Source organism: Allobosea sp. LjRoot90, assembly GCF_964254315.1.
Taxonomy (GTDB): Bacteria; Pseudomonadota; Alphaproteobacteria; order Rhizobiales; family Beijerinckiaceae; genus Allobosea.
The window spans coordinates 16,295-30,428 of sequence record NZ_CAXUTF020000002.1 but is presented as its reverse complement, the minus strand read 5'-3'; the positions used below and the strand labels follow the sequence as shown (position 1 = coordinate 30,428).

The following is a 14,134-nucleotide window of genomic DNA, read 5'->3' as shown; positions in this document are numbered from 1 at the left end:
CGGTCGTTGCTGCAGATCGCTGCCACATTTGGTCAGCATCAAGGCTTGATCGCTCCAGACGTCGAGGCATAGTCCCGCCTCGCTTCGCGAGGTCCCGATGGCAAGGCTTTCCCTGTTTTCAGCGCTTCTCTTCGGTCTTGCCAGCACGGCAGCGCAGGCCTGCGGTTCGCAGGCCGAGCCCTGCAAGGTTCCGCTCGGTGATTATCACGCTGCCGTGCCCGCAACCGCACCATCTCTGGGTAAAAAACGGCCGGCCGTGCTGTTCTTTCACGGCGCCGGCGGAGGTGGCGATGCGGTCCTCTCTGCGGATTCCGTTCTGAAGCCCTTCGTCGAGGCCGGCTATGTCGTGCTCGGCCCAAGCGGGCTCGTCATGCAGAACAGCCGCTATGGTCGCGGCTGGTCTTTCCTGCCGGATGCACCGCAGCAGCGTGATGAACTCGCCTTCGCGCAGCAGGTGCTCGACGACGCCGTCGCCCGCTTCGGCATCGATCGCAAGCGCGTTCTCGTCGGCGGCTTCTCGATCGGCGCTTCGCTGACCTGGTATCTCGCCTGCCGGCAGCCGGACCTTGGTGCAGCCTATGCCCCGCTCGCCGGCAATTTCTGGCGACCGCATCCGACGAAATGCGCCGGACCGGTCGATATCCTGCAGACGCATGGCTGGCGCGACGAGGTCTTCCCCCTCGAAGGTCGCCAGCTTGGCCCCAATCATGCGCAAGGCGATGTCTTCGAGGGGCTGCAGCTCTGGCGCGCGACCGATGGCTGCAAGACCACGCGCCCCGATACGATCGAGGTGCACGGGCCGGTCTGGCAGCGCTCCTGGACGAATTGCGAGAGCGGCCGCCAGGTCTCGCTCGTGCTCCATGCCGGCGGCCACGAGGACCCGCCGAAGGAGTGGGCCGAGCTGGCGCGCCACTGGTTCGAGGCGCGCCTGAAAGCCCGGCCGGTCGCGAACTGAACGGGGGCGTCAGTTACTGCCCGAGCGCATCGCGACCGTTGCGATGCCGGCGCCGACCAGCAGCGTGCCGCCGGCCTTGTTGAACAGGCCGATGGCGCGCGGATTGCCGACGACGGCGCGGGCACGCGAGGCGATCAGTGCGTAGCCGAAGGCGTTGGCGAAGGCGAGGGTGATGAAGGTCGCCTCGAAGATCAGCATCTGCGTCCAGAAATCGGCCTTGGCATCGAGGAACTGCGGCAGGAAGGCGACGAAGAAGGTGATGCTCTTCGGGTTCAGCGCCGTCACCAGCCAGGCATGGCCGAGCATCTTCAGCGCCGAGGTCGCGTCCTGGCGCGGCTCGGCGTTGAGGCTGCCACCGGCACGGAAGAGCTTGACGCCGAGATAGATCAGATAGGCCGCGCCGGCCCATTTCAGCGCGGTGAAGATCGTCGCCGAAGTCGCGAGCAGCGCGCCGACGCCGAGCATGGATAAGGTCATCGCCGTGAAGTCGCCGAGCGCGACGCCTACCGCCATCGGGAAGGCGGTGCGCCAGCCCTGGCCGAGCGCATAGGAGATCACCAGCAGGATGGTCGGGCCGGGGATGACGAGGAGGATGGCGGTGGCGGCGGCGAAGGCGGCCCAGCTTTCGAAGGTCATGATGTAGAGGCTCCGCTAAAAACCAGAGCCATCACCAGACCGGGGCGCTTGTAAAGAGGCATTTTTCGATGGCGGTCGCGGCGCCTTTTGCCGTTCTAGAGCGGCGGGCCCCAGCGGAAAGTCGTCCCGCCACGTATCGGTACGAGCGGCCCGGCCGACATCTCCCGCCGCTTCTCCGGTTCGCCCGCCAGCACCAGCGTCCACCACGCGCCATAGCGGGTCTGCGCGTTCTTGGCGAGGGCGATGCCGATGCGCGTCGCCTGCGGCATGGAGAGGTTGGCTTCATGGCCGGAGGACTTCTTCCAGCCGTCGAAGGCCTCTTGCGTCGAGTAGTAGCCGGCGCCGAGATTCTCTGCGGCGCGCACCGTGTCCAGGCCGGCGGCATTGACGCGGGAATTGAAGCTGCCGGCGGCGCTATGGGAGAGATCGTCGCTGGCGGCCATCGCGTCGGACTGGCGCTGGGCCATCGCGGTCAGCGTCGAATCGAGTCGGACGGGGCCGAGGCCCTTGCCGGCGCGATAGGCGTTGAGGATGCGCACCGCCTCGGCCGGCTCAGCCTTCACGGCAGCGAGGCGCTCCTGCTTGCGGGCGCTTGGGGGCGCGGCTTCGCGCTGCGTTCCGGCGCAGCCGGCCAGAAGCAGGGCGATCAGGAGGGCTGCGCCCGAATGTCTTGTCATCACGTCGATCCCGGCTTCTGCTGCGCCACACCGACGAAGCGCGGCTGGCCCTAGGCGAGGAATGCGGCGCGATTATCGCAGGACGGGACGGGAGACCAGCCCATGAGCGATGACGAACAGGCGATACGCGATCTCGTTGAGACCTGGATGGTGGCGACGAAGGCCGGCGATGCCGCGACTGTGCTCGCCCTGATGAGCGACGATGTGGTCTTCATGGTTCCCGGTGCCGAGCCCTTCGGCAAGGAGGCTTTCGCCGCTGCGCTAAAGGGGCTCGATGCCATGACGATCGAGGGTCGCAGCGACATCCGCGAGCTCAAGGTGCTCGGCGACCATGCCTGGCTGCACAATCACATCGACATGACCGCGACCGCGGCGGACGGCAAAACCATCCGCCGCTCGGGCTACACGCTGACGATTCTGCGCAAGGAGGCGGACGGGCGCTGGCGGCTTGCCCGCGACGCCAATCTGCTGACCACGCAGGACTAGCCCTGCGCGCCGGAGATCACCCGGCAGAGCGCGTCGCGCACGTAAGCCTCGGGCGCGACCTGGCCCTGTTGGACGACGAAAACCGCATCGACGCGCGTGCCCCCGCCGCTCTTGCGCGCGGTGATGCGCAGGGTCTGCGGGCGGCCGGAGCCGGAAGTTTCCTGGATGGCCAGGACCGAGCTCGTGGCATTGTCGATGCGCATGTCGGCGAAGCCTTCGGCCGAGACGGCGGCGCCTAGATCCTTCAGCACCCGCGCCGGAGCCCGCTTCGGCACGATGTCCCAGGTCTTGTAGGTCAGGCCGGTCAGCATCGGCGTGCCGACGACGGCAAAATTGCCTTCGCAGGACTGGGCCTGCGCCTGGGTGAGGCCGAGCGCGAACAGCGCGGCGGCGAGAACCGGAAGCTTCATGTCATCTCCATGGAAAGGGTCGGCTCGGAAGAGCCGGCGGAACGGCTGTTGCGCGCTTCAGCTTGACTTTCGCCGCATTTGTCCGCTTTAACGCGCCCATTCGTTTCGCCGACATCGCCGAAACCTCATCCGCCGACCGGGCCGTTCCACTGGAACCGTCGAGAGCCCGGAGGTCAACGCCCGACAGCGCGTCTGCGCCCTCGGGCGCGAAACCGTTTGGCGGATGGCTTGGGTGATGTCGGTCCCAGAGCCGGATCTGATCGGGTTGGTTCAACCTGATCAGTGAATCCGTCTCTCACTTGTTGAGGCCAGGCAAAGCAGGACCGCATGTTCGGCACGCTGAGCGACAGACTTTCCGGCATCCTCTCGGGCCTGACCCGCAGGGGCGCGCTGACCGAGGACGACGTCAACGCCGCGCTGCGCGAGGTCCGCCGCGCGCTGCTCGAGGCTGACGTCGCGCTCGAGGTCGTCCGCTCCTTCACCGACAAGGTACGCGAGCGTGCCGTCGGCGCCGAGGTGCTGAAGTCGGTCACCCCCGGCCAGCAGGTCATCAAGATCGTCAACGACGTCTTGATCGATACGCTCGGCGGCGAGGGCGAGGGCATCACCTTCGACGCCGTGCCGCCGGTGCCGATCCTGATGGTGGGTCTGCAAGGCTCGGGCAAGACGACGTCGACCGCGAAGATCGCCAAGCGCCTGACCGATCGGGACAAGAAGAAGGTCCTGATGGCGTCGCTCGATACGCGCCGCCCGGCCGCGATGGAGCAACTCGCCATCCTCGGCAAGCAGGTCGGCGTCGAGACGCTGCCGATCGTCGCCGGCCAGAGCGCCGTGCAGATCGCGCGGCGCGCGATCGAGGCCGGCAAGCTCGGCGGCTATGACGTCGTCATGCTCGACACCGCCGGCCGCGTCACGCTCGACGAGGTGCTGATGGCCGAGGTCGCCGAGGTCAAGGCGGCGACCAATCCCCATGAAGTCCTGCTCGTCGCCGACGCGCTGACCGGCCAGGACGCGGTCAACACCGCCCGCGCCTTCGACCAGCGCGTCGGCCTGACCGGCATCGTGCTGACCCGTATGGACGGCGACGGCCGCGGTGGCGCCGCGCTCTCGATGCGCGCCGTCACCGGCAAGCCGATCAAGCTCGTCGGCACCGGCGAGAAGACCGATGCGCTCGAGGACTTCCATCCCTCGCGCGTCGCCAACCGCATCCTCGGCATGGGCGACATCGTCGGCCTGGTCGAGAAGGCTGCCGCGACCGTCGACGCCGACAAGGCGCAGGAACTGGCGCAGCGCCTCGCCAAGGGTAATTTCGACCTTGGCGACCTGCGCACCCAGCTCCAGCAGATGGAGAAGATGGGCGGGCTCGGCGGGCTGATGGGCATGCTGCCCGGCATGGCCCAGATGAAGAACCAGATCGCCAGCTCGAAGATGGACGACAAGGCCATCGCCCGGCAGATCGCGATCATCAACTCGATGACGTCGGCTGAGCGCCGGAATCCCGACCTGCTCAAGAACAGCCGCAAGAAGCGCATCGCCGCCGGTTCCGGCACCTCGCCCGAGGCGATCAACAAGCTGCTCAAGATGCACCGCCAGATGGCGGACATGATGAAGCAGATGGCCCGCCAGAAGGGCGGCATGCTCGGCAAGCTCGGCAGCATGTTCGGTCTCGGCGGCGGCATGGGCGGCCTGCCGGCCGGCATGCCCGACCCCTCCAAGATGGATCCGGCGCAGCTCGCCGAACTCCAGAAGCAGCTCGGCGCAGGCGGCGGCATGTCCTCGCTGCCGCCGGGCGGTTTCCCCGGTCTGCCCAAGGGCGTCACCCCGCCCGCCGGCATGATGCCGAAGCTGCCGGGCCTGGGCGGCCTGCCTGGCCTCGGCAACAACCCGTTCAAGAAGAAGTAGTTTTTACCGCTCAACCCAAAGGAAGAAGACCATGTCCCTCAAGATCCGCCTGACCCGTGGTGGCGCCAAGAAGCGCCCGTACTATCGCATCGTCGTCGCCGACGCCCGCGCGCCGCGCGATGGCCGCTTCATCGAGAAGATCGGCGCCTATGACCCGATGAAGGCCAAGGATTCGCCGGAGCGCGTCGTGCTCGACCTCGAGAAGGCCAAGGCCTGGATCGCCAAGGGCGCCCAGCCGACTGACCGCGTGCTGCGCTTCCTCGACGCCGCCGGCGTGGTGAAGCGTCCGGCCCGCAACAACCCGGACAAGGCCGTTCCCGGCGACAAGGCCAAGGAGCGCGCCGAGAAGAAGGCCGCCAAGAGCGCTGCCCCGGCTGAAGCTGCGGCTGAGTGAGCTGTGTGAGCTTCTCCCGTCATGGTCGGGCTTGTCCCGGCCATCCCCGTCTTCCCCGATGCAATTCGGTGTTCGAGACATGGATGCTCGCCACAAGGGCGAGCATGACGAACTGGAGAAGCGTCGCGCGGTCTGACGGTCTGTCCCGGAAGGGCCACTGATGAGCGACGAACTCGTCCTGCTCGGCATCATCGGCGCGCCGCATGGCGTGCGCGGCGAGGTCCGGATCAAGACCTTCACCGCCGATCCGATGGCGCTGGCCGAATACGGCCCGCTCGTCGACGAGAAGGGCCGGCGCTTCGAGATCGCCGACGCCCGTCCCGCCAAGGAAGTGGTCGTCGCCCGGCTCAAGGGCGTGACCAGCCGCGAGGGAGCCGAGCTCCTCAACGGCGTGAAGCTCCATATCGAGCGTTCGCGCCTGCCGGTGCCCGAGGACGAGGACGAGTTCCTTCAGACCGATCTCGTCGGCTGCGCCATCATCGGGCCGGACGGTGCCATGCTCGGCAGAGTCACCGCCGTCGCCAACTATGGCGCCGGCGACCTCATCGACATCGAGACGCCAGATGGCCGCTCGGTGCTGATGCCCTTCACCAAGGCCTATGCGCCACGCATCGATATCGCGGCCAAGCGCATCGAGGCCCTGCCTCCGGCCGGATTGTTCGAGGATGACGATGCTGCCTGAGACGCCGGCCAAGGCCCTGATCTTCGACATGGACGGGACCATCGTCGACAATATGCGCTACCACGACGATGCCTGGGAGGTCTGGTACCGCAAATACGGCCTGCCCTTCGAGCGCGCGACCTTCTCGGCGCGCACCGCCGGCATGGCGATCTCCGACATCATCGGCCCGCATTTTCCCGGCGCCGACGCGGCCGAGCTCGACCGGCTCGCCGAGGAGAAGGAAGGGCTCTACCGCGAGACCTATGGCCCGCTCGTCACGCCGCTGGGCGGCCTTGTCGATCTGCTCGATCGGGCCCGCAGCCATGTCGTGCCGATGGCGGTCGGCACCGCCGCGGCGCCGCCGAACATCGCGCTGATCCTCGACACGCTTGCCCTGCGCGAGCGCTTCGCCACCATCGTTTCGCCGAGCCAGGGTTTTCCCGGCAAGCCGCATCCCGACATGTTCCTCGCCGCGGCCGAGCGCATGGGTATCGCGCCGGCCGACTGCATCGTCTTTGAGGATGCGCCGAACGGCGTCGAGGCGGCGCGGCGCGCCGGCATGCGCGCTGTCGCGGTGCTGACCATGCTGCCGGCCGAAGCCTTCACCAGCTTCGACAACGTCATCGCCAGCGTGAGCGACTATGCCGCTCTGAACGGCAATCCGGCACTCGCCTTCGCCTAAATCTGCGCGTCCAAACCAAAGCGCTTGTCATCCCGGACAAGCAGCGTAGCTGCGCCGATCCGGGATCCATGCCAGAACGCTATTCCGTGCAGCTTCAGGCATGGATCCCGGCTCTTCGCGGAGTTTATCCTTGGGCCGACCAAAGATCGGACCCGAGGGCTCTGGCCGGGATGACCACAGATCGAACTGACGGCGATCCAGCAAGCATGACCTTCCGCGCCAGCATCCTCACCCTTTATCCCGAGATGTTCCCCGGTCCGCTCGGCCATTCGCTGGCGGGCGAGGGCTTGCGCACCGGGCTCTGGGCGCTGGAGGCGCACCAGATCCGCGACCATGGCATCGGCCGTCACCGCAATGTCGACGACAATCCGGCCGGTGGCGGCGCCGGCATGGTGCTGCGCTGCGACGTGCTGGCGGCGGCGATCGATGCGGCCGTTCCGGCTGGCGACACCCGGCCGCGCCTGTTGATGTCGCCGCGCGGCCGACCGCTCAGCCAACGCATGGTCCGGGATTTCGTCGCCGGCGAGGGCGTGGTCATCGTCTGCGGCCGTTTCGAGGGTGTCGACGAGCGCGTCATCGAGGGCCGGGGGCTGACCGAGGTCTCGGTCGGCGATTACATCCTCTCAGGCGGCGAGATGGCGGGGATGGTGCTGCTCGACGCCTGCGTGCGCCTGATCCCCGGCGTGATGGGCAAGCAAGCCTCCGGCACCGAGGAGAGCTTCGAGAACGGCTTGCTCGAATACCCGCACTACACCCGCCCGCGCGAATGGGAGGGCAGGGGCCTGCCCGAGGCGCTGCTCTCCGGCGACCACGCCCGCATCGCCCGCTGGCGGCGCGAGCAGGCGGAGATGATTACGCGGGAGCGCCGGCCGGATCTGTTGAATCCTTCTCCCCTCGGGGGAGAAGGTGGCAGCGCGAAGCGCTGACGGATGAGGGAAGGATAGCCGCAGCCTGTCCTCGCCTCACCCGGCCGCACTGCCCTCATCCGTCTGCTTCGCAGACACCTTCTCCCCCGAGGGGAGAAGGATTCAGGGTGGCGTCACCGGCAGACCCTCGGCCAGCCAGCCCTTGTCCTTGGGGTTGCCGAGCAGGCCGCCGCGGACGTCGACCAGATTCGTCCAGCCGCGCGCCGCGAGCTTCTTCTGCAAGGTCGAGGTTCGGTTGCCTGTCCGGCAGATCAGCGCGATCGGCTTGCCGGGGTAGTCGAGCTTCAGCGCCGCCAGCCTGACCTCGAACGCGCTGCCGGTCATGTCGAGCTTGATCGCGCCTTCCGGCACGCCGGTATCGGTCCATTCCTCGGGGGTGCGGATATCGACGAGCACGAGCTTGCCGGCCTTGGCTGCCTCATGCGCCTCGCCGACGGAGAGCGAGGGCAGGGCAGCCTGAGCCACGGCGCGCCCCGGGAGCGAGCAGAGTGCGGCGAGCAGCAGGAGCGCACGGCGGTTCATGCCGGAGCGTTATCCAAAGGTGGGCATGAGCGCAATTCACGAAGCCCGGATGCGGCAAGTTGCGGCCATGCTCAGGGACGGGTTGAGCGAAACCCGGTCTTGTCCGCCTCGGTGATCTCGCGCAGCACCTTGCAGGGGACGCCAGCAGCAATCACGCCCGCCGGAATGTCGCGGGTCACGACGCTGCCGGCGCCGATGATCGCATCGTCACCGATGCTGACGCCCTGCGTGATCTGGACGCCGCCACCGACCCAGACCCGGTTGCCGATCGTCACGGGCTTGACATAGCAGCCACCCGCCACCCGCTCGGCCGGGTCGAAGGCGTGGTTCGCCGTATAGATGCCGACGCGCGGCCCGAGCAGGACGTGATCGCCGATATTGATCTCGGCGCCATCCAGCATGACGCAGTCGAAATTGGCGTAAAAATTGCGGCCGATGCTGATGTTGAAACCGAGCTCGCAACGGAAATTCGGCTCGAAATACGCGCCGGGACCGACATTGCGCAGGAAGGCCCGCAGCAGCGCCTCGCGCTCCGCCTGCGGCTGGCCGAAGCTGCGGTTGTAGGCGTCGGTCAGGCCGACGGCCCGCGCCCGGGCTGCGATCAGCTCGGGCGTGAGATCGTCATATATCCGCCCAGACAGCATCAGAGCGCGCTGGTCCTCGAGAGTCATTGCGCCCCGGGCTCGTCTCAGCGCAGCTCGGCGCAGAAGCGCTGGATACGGCGGCAGGCCTCTTCCAGCTTCTCGTCCGAAGTGGCGTAGGAGATGCGGAAATTCGGGCCGAGGCCGAAGGCGGAGCCGTGCACGGCGGCGACGGCCTCGTTCTCAAGCAGGCCCATGACCAGGTCTTCGTCGGTCTCGATGGTCTTGCCGTTCGGCAGCGTCTTGCCGATCAGCTCCGAGCAGTCCGGATAGACGTAGAAGGCGCCTTCCGGCGTCGGGCACTTCAGGCCGCGGGTCTGGTTCAGCATCGAGACGACGAGGTCGCGCCGGCGCTCGAACGCCTTCCTGAACACCGGGATGTGCTCCTGCGTGCCGTCGAGCGCCTCGACCGCCGCCCATTGCGAGATCGCCGAGGTTCCCGAGGTCTGCTGGCCCTGGACCAGGTCCATGGCGTTGATCAGGTGCTGCGGGCCGGCAGCGTAGCCGATGCGCCAGCCGGTCATGGCGTAGGACTTCGAGACGCCGTTCATGGTCAGCGTGCGCTCGTAGAGGCCGGGTTCGACCTGCGCCGGGGTGACGAATTTGAAGTCGCCATAGACCAGGTGCTCGTACATGTCGTCGGTCAGAATCCAGACATGCGGATGGCGCATCAGCACATCGGTGAGCGCCTTCATCTCGGCATGGGTGTAGGCCGCGCCCGACGGGTTCGAGGGCGAATTCAGGATCAGCCACTTGGTCTTTGGCGTGATCGCGGCCTCGAGGTCGGCCGGCTGGAGCTTGAAGTTGTTCTGGATGGTGGCTTCGCAGAAGGTCGGGGTACCGCCGCAGAGCGCGACCATCTCGGGATAGCTGACCCAATAGGGCGCGACGCAGATCACCTCGTCGCCCGGGTTCAGCGTGGCGAGGAGCGCGTTGTAGATGACGTGCTTGCCGCCGGTGCCGACGATGGTCTGCGAGGCCTTGTAGTCGAGCCCGTTCTCGCGCTTGAGCTTGCGGGTGATCGCCTCGCGCAGCTGCGGGATGCCGGGGACCGGCGTGTACTTGGTCTCGCCGCGGCGGATGGCGGCGATCGCCGCTTCCTTGATATTGTCTGGCGTATCGAAATCGGGCTCGCCGACCGAGAGCGAGATCACGTCCTTGCCCTGCGCTTTCAGATCGCGCGCCTTCTGCGTGATGGTGATGGTCGCAGACGGCTTCACGCGCTTCAGGGCGTCGGCAAGGAAAGCCATGGTCCAGATCTCCGGGAGGGCAAGAGGCGCCCGTCACGGGCGCGGGCGTGGTTTAGGACCCTCGCGCATGCACTGCAAGCGACAGTGCTTGATATCGGCCAGAAACGACAGGAATGGCAGCTGGGTATGCCGGCGGCCTTGCGGAGAGAACGGCATATCCCCGGCAGGAGGCAGGAGCCATATCGCCTTGGCCTGAAACATGCTTGATGGAGGAAGCTGGGGAGCCGAAAGACAACAGCGCGCTGACGCGCAGAAGGCTCGTGCATGAAACTCCGGATCGGCTACGAGCTCGACTACGTCTTTCCACAGCCGACCCCGATGATCCTGATGCTGCACGTGCATTTCAGCCGGGTTTCCGACCTTGCGGCGCCGGACCATATGCGCATCCAGCCGCCGACACCGGTCACCGCCTATCGCGATGGCTTCGGCAACTGGTGCAGCCGCCTGGTGGCGCCGCAGGGCACGATGCGCATCTCCGCCGACGCGGTGATCAGCGATAGCGGCCTGCCCGAGACGTTCGACCGCACGGCCGGGCAGGTGCCGGTGGAGCGCCTGCCGGAAGAGTGCCTGGTCTTCCTGCTCGCCAGCCGCTTCTGCGATTCCGATCGCCTGCTCAATCTCGCCTGGGAGCTCTTCGGCCATACGCCGCCGGGCGCGGCGCGGGTGCAGGCGATCTGCGACTTCGTCAACCAGCGCATCGCCTTCGACTATATGGACGCCAGCGTGACCCGCAGCGCCTCCGAGGCCTATCGCGAAGGGCGCGGCGTCTGCCGCGACTATGCCCATCTCGCCATCGCCTTCTGTCGGGCGATGAACATCCCGGCGCGCTACTGCACCTGCTATCTCGGCGATGTCGGCACGCCGCCGCCCTGGCCGCCGGGCGATTTCGCCGCCTCGTTCGAGGCTTTCCTGGATGGCGGCTGGCAGATGTTCGATCCGCGCAACAATGTCCCGCGCATCGGCCGGGTGCTGCTCGCACGCGGGCGCGATGCCGCCGATGTTGCGATCGCCACCACCTTCGGACCGAACACGCTGACTGGCTTCAGGGTCTGGACAGATGAGGTCAGTGAGCCGGCTTAAGGCTGGTTGGCGGGGACCTTACTTCTCGAAGAGCGGGGCGGTCTTGGCCGCCTTCGCCCGCAGCGGTGCCTTGCGGACCAGACCCTTGCGGGCTGCCGGAGCGACGCTCGCGCCCTCCGGCACCAGTTCTGCCGGTAAGGCCGCGACAGCCTGCACGAGAGCCGGCTGCGGGGCTGGCTTCTCGGGCTGGGCCGGATCGATCGTGCGGAAACGGATCATTTCTTCTTCGGTGCCGCCGCCTTGGCGACGACCGCGGAGAAGCCTGCCGGAGGGGTCGCGCTCGCCTTCGGCTTGTCCTTCTTCGGCTTCTTGGCCTCGCGATTGCTGCGCTGCTCGCCTTTTGCCATGGCTCGTCTCCTTCGGTGGGAACAACAGGCGCCGCCATTCGGATCGAGGCGGCTTGAACCTGCGCTGGTCGGGACGGCTGCGAACTTACGTCATTGCGGCCGGCTTCCGGCTGCCACGGACGGCCCGCGGGAATCGAGCCGTCAAGTCGAAGCAGGTGCGAAGCCTAGGGCAGAGTCGCGGCGAGAGCACGCGCTTTCTTCGCGCGGTAGCGCTTCATCAGCGCTGTCGCGGAGCGCCCGCCGGCGCCTGACCATACTGACCGCGCCGGCGCCCCAGCGCGGCCGGCCAAAGCAGGGAAAGCCACGGCGGTTGAGGCGGCGGGCGATATCTGCCGGGTCGGTTATTCCGGCGTCGACAAGCTGGTCGATCAGCGCACCGGCTGCCTCAAGGAAGATGGCGAGCAGCGCCCTGTCGAGAGCGCGGCTCGCCTTGTCGGCTGCTTGCATCCCGTCAATGGATGCCCAGGCCATAGCTTGGCTCGACCTCGTTCGGCGAGATCAGCACGGCATTGGGGTGGCCGCCCTCGGACAGGGCGAAGCGGACGGCTTCCTTCTGATTGCGGAAGATGCCTTCGCTGCGGCCTTCGAGGTCGCGTGCGACCCAAAAGCCGTGGCTCGACTGGCCGACCAGGAAGAGGTGGCTCTCGCCGTTGAGCGGCTGTAGCGGCTTGGATTGTCCCATGTCGGCGCTCTCAGTTCGGCAAGGCGAACCAAGCGCGCAGGCCGATGAAGGCTGCGGCTGCCAGTGCGAACACGGCGAGCGCGACCATCTCGGCACAAAGGATTCCAACGACCGGGCGGCGGCTGGCGACGCTGTCATAGACGGCGCGGGCGCGGCGCTGCTGGGTGGTGCGAAACAAGGCGTTGTTCATCGACATATCGACCTCCATCGATGCCGATGATGTAGGTCTGGCCCCGATAAGGCCGCCATGCGGAAGGTGTTCTGGCGCATAAGGCCGGCATAAAGGCTTGCGTAGCGCCCTTCCGGCTGCGATGCGGGCGCCATGGATGCTCCCGCCACGATCGCGATCTATATCGACGCCGACGCCTGCCCGGTGAAGCCGGAGATCTATCGCGTCGCCGAACGGCACAGGCTCAGGGTCTTCGTCGTCGCCAACAGCTTCATGCAGGTGCCCCGCGAGCCCTGGATCGAGCGCGTCGTCGTGCCCGGCAATTTCGATGCCGCCGATGACTGGATCGCCGAACGGGCCCGCCGCGGCGCGATCGTCATCACCGCCGATATCCCGCTCGCCGATCGCTGCATCAAGGCCGGGGCGGACGTGATTGGCTCGACCGGAAAGCCCTTCACCGAGGCCTCGATCGGCATGGCGCTGGCGACGCGCGACATGATGGAGGATCTGCGCGCCATGGGCAGTGTCAGCGGTGGCCCAAAGCCGTTCTCACCTAAGGACCGCTCGGCCTTTCTGCAGGCGCTCGACGTCGCGGTGCAGCGCCTGAAGCGGGCAGGGTTCTCCGCCTAGCTTAGCTAGGGAATTTGCCCCGGTTGAACAATCTTGGGCAGGAATCCAGCAGCCAGCAGCAGCCGCTTCTGACGCGCGGACACGTCGCCCAGGCTGCGGCGGAAGTCGATCCTGTGCACATACATCCAGCCGAGCTTCATAGGCGTCTGCCGGCGCAGGCGCGAAATCCATGGCGTGGCGTCATGTTCCGTCACGACGGTCCCGCCGCCCATGATCGAATAGTATCGTCCGAGCGTCCGGCCATATTGCGCGTTGTCTTGCTGGGCCCTGGGGAGGGTGAGCGCATAGGACCGATCAATGTGGTCAAACACTTTCGATCCGGGATTGCGGAGCCAGTGGCCGACCTCGTGCGCGGCAGCGAATTGACCGGTTTTTCCACCGATCCCACGTGCCCGGCCTGCAGTGAAGTTGTGCTCTCCGTACTGGACGCTTTCATCCGTGATGCGGGTCATCCGGTCTCGGAAGGTCGCGCCTGGATTAGCCAAATGCGCGACTTCGATGATGGCGTGGCTATCTGCACCGCTTGGCTGCAAATCGATTTCGAGCACACCGGCGACATGCGCCGGCACTCTTGGATTGCCGATCAATTGCCGGAAGTCGGCGTCACTCAAGCTGTCTCCGCTTTCGGTCGGGAGGAACACCATTTGGTTGTTCCAGACGGTCTCGACGATGCTTTTGAAGCGCCGGGTGAAATTCTGCCATTCGCTGACGAGCCAGCTGCGGCAGGGGACGGGTTGGCCGCTGGCGTCAACGACACTGCCGCGTTTGAAATCGGCCTCGCTCGCGGCCAGGTGAGACGGGGGGAGCGGCCCCGGACGCGATCCCGGAACTTTGGCGGTATGGGAGCTTCTTGCCCACGCTGTGGAGGGATCGAGCGGGACAAGCGTCACTTTCAACCTGATGCGAAGCTGCGCAGGTTGCCCGGTTCGTGCGCGGTCGAAAAACGAGTCATAGTTTGGCTCGAGGATGAAGGGCCGGATCGCCATTTGGTCACCTGCACGTTGGGAGCAGATTGGAGCGGAAAAATTCTCGCTCGAGGCACGGCTATCCGCGCCAGCGTAGCAGCAGCGATGCAACATCGCCA

21 protein-coding genes are annotated in these 14,134 nt (G+C 66.7%); 9 read left to right on the top strand and 12 right to left on the bottom strand.

Annotated features, from left to right (window positions below):
- Nucleotides 1–97 precede the first annotated feature (97 nt).
- A complete protein-coding gene (locus ACSQ3M_RS06875) occupies nucleotides 98–955 on the top strand; it encodes an alpha/beta hydrolase family esterase (RefSeq protein ID WP_436149336.1) in 858 nt (285 codons plus the stop codon).
- Between the two features lie 9 nt (nucleotides 956–964).
- On the opposite strand, the gene ACSQ3M_RS06870 is transcribed toward ACSQ3M_RS06875, so the two are convergent.
- Nucleotides 965–1,591, bottom strand: a complete 627-nt coding sequence (locus tag ACSQ3M_RS06870; protein ID WP_284168711.1) for a LysE family translocator — start codon at nucleotides 1,589–1,591, stop codon at nucleotides 965–967.
- A 95-nt stretch (nucleotides 1,592–1,686) separates the two neighbouring features.
- On the bottom strand, nucleotides 1,687–2,268 hold the full coding sequence (locus ACSQ3M_RS06865) for a CAP domain-containing protein (protein WP_436149335.1): 582 nt from the start codon (nucleotides 2,266–2,268) through the stop codon (nucleotides 1,687–1,689).
- Nucleotides 2,269–2,370: 102 nt separating this feature from the next.
- Between ACSQ3M_RS06865 and ACSQ3M_RS06860 the strand changes: the two genes are divergently transcribed.
- The gene (locus ACSQ3M_RS06860; protein ID WP_436149334.1) at nucleotides 2,371–2,754 is read left to right on the top strand and encodes a YybH family protein; all 384 of its coding nucleotides are present in this window, start codon (nucleotides 2,371–2,373) and stop codon (nucleotides 2,752–2,754) included.
- Here ACSQ3M_RS06860 and ACSQ3M_RS06855 read toward each other — a convergent pair.
- Nucleotides 2,751–3,164, bottom strand: coding sequence for a hypothetical protein (locus ACSQ3M_RS06855; protein WP_436149333.1), 414 nt, complete (start codon nucleotides 3,162–3,164; stop codon nucleotides 2,751–2,753). The two genes, ACSQ3M_RS06860 and ACSQ3M_RS06855, sit on opposite strands and share 4 nt — an antisense overlap.
- Nucleotides 3,165–3,491: 327 nt before the next feature.
- Between ACSQ3M_RS06855 and ffh the strand changes: the two genes are divergently transcribed.
- The 5 genes from ffh to trmD all read left to right on the top strand — a co-directional run bounded on the left by ffh (nucleotide 3,492) and on the right by trmD (nucleotide 7,729).
- The gene (gene ffh, locus ACSQ3M_RS06850; RefSeq protein WP_436149332.1) at nucleotides 3,492–5,066 is read left to right on the top strand and encodes a signal recognition particle protein; all 1,575 of its coding nucleotides are present in this window, start codon (nucleotides 3,492–3,494) and stop codon (nucleotides 5,064–5,066) included.
- A 31-nt stretch (nucleotides 5,067–5,097) separates the two neighbouring features.
- Nucleotides 5,098–5,460, top strand: a complete 363-nt coding sequence (gene rpsP / locus ACSQ3M_RS06845) for a 30S ribosomal protein S16 (RefSeq protein ID WP_436149331.1) — start codon at nucleotides 5,098–5,100, stop codon at nucleotides 5,458–5,460.
- A gap of 160 nt (nucleotides 5,461–5,620) precedes the next feature.
- Complete coding sequence (gene rimM, locus ACSQ3M_RS06840) at nucleotides 5,621–6,142, top strand: ribosome maturation factor RimM (protein WP_436149330.1); 522 nt, start codon at nucleotides 5,621–5,623, stop codon at nucleotides 6,140–6,142.
- A complete protein-coding gene (locus tag ACSQ3M_RS06835) occupies nucleotides 6,126–6,803 on the top strand; it encodes an HAD family hydrolase (RefSeq protein ID WP_436149329.1) in 678 nt (225 codons plus the stop codon). The genes rimM and ACSQ3M_RS06835 overlap by 17 nt, the downstream gene beginning before the upstream one ends.
- Nucleotides 6,804–7,009: 206 nt before the next feature.
- Entirely contained in the window at nucleotides 7,010–7,729 is a 720-nt protein-coding gene (trmD, locus tag ACSQ3M_RS06830) for a tRNA (guanosine(37)-N1)-methyltransferase TrmD (protein ID WP_436149328.1), read from the top strand.
- A 102-nt stretch (nucleotides 7,730–7,831) separates the two neighbouring features.
- Here trmD and ACSQ3M_RS06825 read toward each other — a convergent pair whose 3' ends face one another.
- The 3 genes from ACSQ3M_RS06825 to ACSQ3M_RS06815 form a co-directional block, all read right to left on the bottom strand.
- Nucleotides 7,832–8,251, bottom strand: a complete 420-nt coding sequence (locus ACSQ3M_RS06825) for a rhodanese-like domain-containing protein (RefSeq protein ID WP_436149327.1) — start codon at nucleotides 8,249–8,251, stop codon at nucleotides 7,832–7,834.
- 71 nt (nucleotides 8,252–8,322) lie between these two features.
- On the bottom strand, nucleotides 8,323–8,922 hold the full coding sequence (locus ACSQ3M_RS06820) for a sugar O-acetyltransferase (protein WP_436149326.1): 600 nt from the start codon (nucleotides 8,920–8,922) through the stop codon (nucleotides 8,323–8,325).
- A gap of 17 nt (nucleotides 8,923–8,939) precedes the next feature.
- A complete protein-coding gene (locus tag ACSQ3M_RS06815) occupies nucleotides 8,940–10,142 on the bottom strand; it encodes a pyridoxal phosphate-dependent aminotransferase (protein WP_436149325.1) in 1,203 nt (400 codons plus the stop codon).
- Between the two features lie 264 nt (nucleotides 10,143–10,406).
- Here ACSQ3M_RS06815 and ACSQ3M_RS06810 point away from each other — a divergent pair, with 264 nt between their 5' ends.
- Nucleotides 10,407–11,222: a transglutaminase-like domain-containing protein gene (locus ACSQ3M_RS06810; RefSeq protein ID WP_436149324.1), complete on the top strand. Its 816-nt coding sequence runs from the start codon at nucleotides 10,407–10,409 to the stop codon at nucleotides 11,220–11,222.
- 18 nt (nucleotides 11,223–11,240) lie between these two features.
- Here the strand turns inward: ACSQ3M_RS06810 and ACSQ3M_RS06805 are convergent, their stop codons facing one another.
- The 5 genes from ACSQ3M_RS06805 to ACSQ3M_RS06785 all read right to left on the bottom strand — a co-directional run bounded on the left by ACSQ3M_RS06805 (nucleotide 11,241) and on the right by ACSQ3M_RS06785 (nucleotide 12,447).
- Nucleotides 11,241–11,441, bottom strand: coding sequence for a hypothetical protein (locus ACSQ3M_RS06805; RefSeq protein ID WP_436149323.1), 201 nt, complete (start codon nucleotides 11,439–11,441; stop codon nucleotides 11,241–11,243).
- The gene (locus tag ACSQ3M_RS06800; protein WP_257791810.1) at nucleotides 11,438–11,569 is read right to left on the bottom strand and encodes a hypothetical protein; all 132 of its coding nucleotides are present in this window, start codon (nucleotides 11,567–11,569) and stop codon (nucleotides 11,438–11,440) included. Before ACSQ3M_RS06800 ends, ACSQ3M_RS06805 begins: the two co-directional genes overlap by 4 nt.
- A gap of 141 nt (nucleotides 11,570–11,710) precedes the next feature.
- Nucleotides 11,711–12,040 (bottom strand): hypothetical protein, encoded by a 330-nt coding sequence (locus ACSQ3M_RS06795; protein WP_436149322.1) that lies wholly within the window; start codon nucleotides 12,038–12,040, stop codon nucleotides 11,711–11,713.
- Entirely contained in the window at nucleotides 12,021–12,251 is a 231-nt protein-coding gene (locus ACSQ3M_RS06790) for a hypothetical protein (RefSeq protein WP_126113312.1), read from the bottom strand. The genes ACSQ3M_RS06795 and ACSQ3M_RS06790 overlap by 20 nt, the downstream gene beginning before the upstream one ends.
- 10 nt (nucleotides 12,252–12,261) lie before the next feature.
- Nucleotides 12,262–12,447: a hypothetical protein gene (locus tag ACSQ3M_RS06785; RefSeq protein WP_126113311.1), complete on the bottom strand. Its 186-nt coding sequence runs from the start codon at nucleotides 12,445–12,447 to the stop codon at nucleotides 12,262–12,264.
- Between the two features lie 126 nt (nucleotides 12,448–12,573).
- Here ACSQ3M_RS06785 and ACSQ3M_RS06780 point away from each other — a divergent pair, with 126 nt between their 5' ends.
- Entirely contained in the window at nucleotides 12,574–13,050 is a 477-nt protein-coding gene (locus tag ACSQ3M_RS06780) for a YaiI/YqxD family protein (protein ID WP_436149321.1), read from the top strand.
- A 5-nt stretch (nucleotides 13,051–13,055) separates the two neighbouring features.
- Here the strand turns inward: ACSQ3M_RS06780 and ACSQ3M_RS06775 are convergent, their stop codons facing one another.
- Nucleotides 13,056–14,036 carry a hypothetical protein gene (locus ACSQ3M_RS06775; protein WP_436149320.1) on the bottom strand — a complete coding sequence of 327 codons (981 nt, stop codon included), beginning with the start codon at nucleotides 14,034–14,036 and terminating at the stop codon, nucleotides 13,056–13,058.
- Between the last annotated feature and the right edge of the window lie 98 nt (nucleotides 14,037–14,134).